General features: G+C 49.7%; 1 protein-coding gene. It reads left to right on the top strand.

Translation table 11 applies throughout. The annotated features are described in order from the left end of the window. The first annotated feature begins 282 nt into the window (after positions 1-282). Positions 283-2,703 carry a calcium-binding protein gene (locus E1297_RS03110; protein WP_155133771.1) on the top strand — a complete coding sequence of 807 codons (2,421 nt, stop codon included), beginning with the start codon at positions 283-285 and terminating at the stop codon, positions 2,701-2,703. Positions 2,704-2,882 lie beyond the last annotated feature (179 nt).

The following is a 2,882-nucleotide window of genomic DNA, read 5'->3' as shown; positions in this document are numbered from 1 at the left end:
AAAAGTGCGAAAGATCTTTGACACTACCCCTCGGACCCAAACATCTTGAGGGCCGTAGGCGACAGGAACCATTGTTAATGCAACAACGCCGCCCACTCCCATAACCCCGGCTCCTTCCCAGCCGTGAACCAGAAACCATGCAGGAAGGCCAGGTTATTGCAGGTGTCCAGCTCATGTTCGCCCTCTAAACATTAAGAATTTTTAACTGGCCGCCTTTGAGGGATTAGCATTTATGACGATAAAACTTGAATCAAATAGTAAGAATTGCGGGGTATTGCTGGAATGGCGACCGACTATCAAACGTATATTTTGGTAACATACCATTACGACGAAGATACCGGATATTATACAAGCATTCTGGGTGATCCGATTTCAGTTGAGGCCTACGAAGCCGTCAATAATTTTGAGAACGCAGGCATCAACAAAACTGCAGATGGCTGGGCTTACACTGTCGATCACGGCATATATTTGGCCTCCCCAAGTGAAAATGTAATTGACAATAGCTATATTTATAACAATGGGGAATACCTTAATTTCTGGTCTTATTACGACTATTATTCTCTTGTCATTGGAAGTGATACAGACACTATTTTCATTTCGGTCGACCAGACCAAAATCGGCAACCATAAAATCAAGGCTCAGCCGGTAACGTTTTTTGGCGGTCGTGGAGACGATATTGCCTATGGTGGCAAAGGCAACGACACGTTTTATGGCGGCGAAGGAAACGATATTCTCTTCGGCGGCAGTGGCGACGACGTCCTTTATGGCGGGGACGGTGATGACTTCCTGTATGGCGGTGCAGGAAATGACATTCTTTACGGTGGAGATGGCGATAATTGGCTTTTCTCCGGCCCGCTGTTCGACGGCGACACAAACTACCTCTATGGCGGATCGGGGCACAATACGTTTGTCTTGGGCGCGGTCGCTGAGGAAAGCGCTGAAACGACCAAATCGACAAGCTCTCCAGGATGGGATGATGTTGCTGAATCCGTTGCCAAGACATCGATGTCTCTGCTGTTATCAGGGTTCGGCCTATCCTATGCATACAGCATGACAAATACGCTCGGCTGGTCAATCTATGGGATCATGAGCAAATATACCGTTACAGCGGAAGAAAATGACACAAGCGATCCAACACCGAGCTATACAACAGTCGGGGATTACAACCCGAAACAAGACGTCATCATATTACCGATATACTCCTCAGAGATGTCAAACGTTGTTGTGACAGATGATTTCGAAGGTGGTGGAGACATTACCGTCCTTTATCAAAATGGCACATCATCTAACATTGTTGCCTACATCAATTACGATGAAGCGAGTGAAGTCTTTGGCGGGGACACCAGCATCTGGAGTAGCCAGATGAAGGACGCCTTCTATTACTCAATGATGCAAAACGCATTCATTTTGAATGAAGACGGTGACGCCTATTATCTAAATACTGGCGGAACTGTCGAAATTAGCACGGCTAGGGCCTCCGGCCTTGATGACGGAACTGCCTATCTGGTGATGGGGGCAACCTATGGCTGGTACGTCTATGGCGGACTGGACACATCCTATCTGGTCGGAAACAATTATGGCAGCATCATATACGGTTACATTCCTGAAACCTCCATCGCCGGATATGTAGGTGCTAACGCCAGCGTGACCCAACAGATCTATGGATTTGACGGCGACGACTGGATTCAGGCCGGCTACGGCGATGACTACATTTTCGGCGGTGGCGGCTCTAACACCTCCGCCTACACGGATTCCACAGACGGGATCTATGTAGATCTTTCTAAAACCTATGAAGATGCAAACGGCACCTATGCCTTGGCTGAGGACGGTCTTGGCACAACGGACCGGCTTTACAACATTCAGAACATCTGGGGCAGCGACCACGACGACGTCATCATCGGAAATGATGAGGACAATACGCTGATGGGCTTCGGTGGCGATGACATCATTTACGGTGTTGGTGGCAACAACACCATCTATGCCGGCGATGGTAATGACACGGTCTATGGTGGCAGCGGTAAAGACATTATCTATATCGGCTCGGGCGGCGGCTATTATGACGGCGGCGGAGGGATCAATACCCTGGCCTTTGAAGACACCGACAACGGAGTGATCGTCGATCTGTCCACCAGCACGCTATCCGACGATGGCTTTGGCGACACCAGCGTTACAATCCTGAATTTCCAGAATGTGCATGGGTCCAACCAGAATGACATCATCATCGGCGATGAGAACGACAACGTGCTCTATGGCGCAGATGGCGATGACATAATATATGGCGGCGGCGGGAACAATGTGCTGGTCGGCGGAGACGGGGACGACACCCTGATTGGCGGCGATGGCAACGATACGCTGATCTCGACCGGCGGCAATGATACGCTGACCGGCGGCGGTGGCAGCAACACGTTCTATTTATCCGGCGGATATGTGACAATTACCGATTTCGACCCTGATACAGACTACATACTGATCACCAACGGGGACTATGACGTTTCCCTGAGCAAAAGCGATTCGTACCTCGACACCGATGACGGCGTTACCTTTTATGATGATGACGGGCAAGCTTATCTGACGATAGAGGGATATGATTATGACGACATTTCCGGCCTGATTGATGGATCGGATCTGGGCTTTGCCTCTATCGCTTGGAGCAGAGCCGATTACAGCATGGACCTGAGCGCATACGACACCATGTTTGCGTAGTATAAGATGTGACCCCAGTTTATCTCCGCGATAAACTCTTGCATTTGGCCATGTCAGGCGGCGGCTTTCAGGGGCGTTCGTGGTATAAACCTCCGCCGGGGTCATCAGGCCGTGAGATGAATGCGGACACTCTTCATTGTAATAGGTAACCTAGGTGTGGTTTCCAATCAGGTTGTTCC

It is taken from the genome of Roseibium sp. RKSG952, from assembly GCF_009711355.1.
Note: the sequence above shows the minus strand (reverse complement) of the source record. Positions and strands in the feature narration are given on the sequence as shown.

What these genes read in the sequence shown, in the direction of transcription:
- E1297_RS03110 (WP_155133771.1), top strand. Translation starts at nt 283, where the DNA reads ATGGCGACCGACTATCAAACGTATATTTTGGTAACATACCATTACGAC.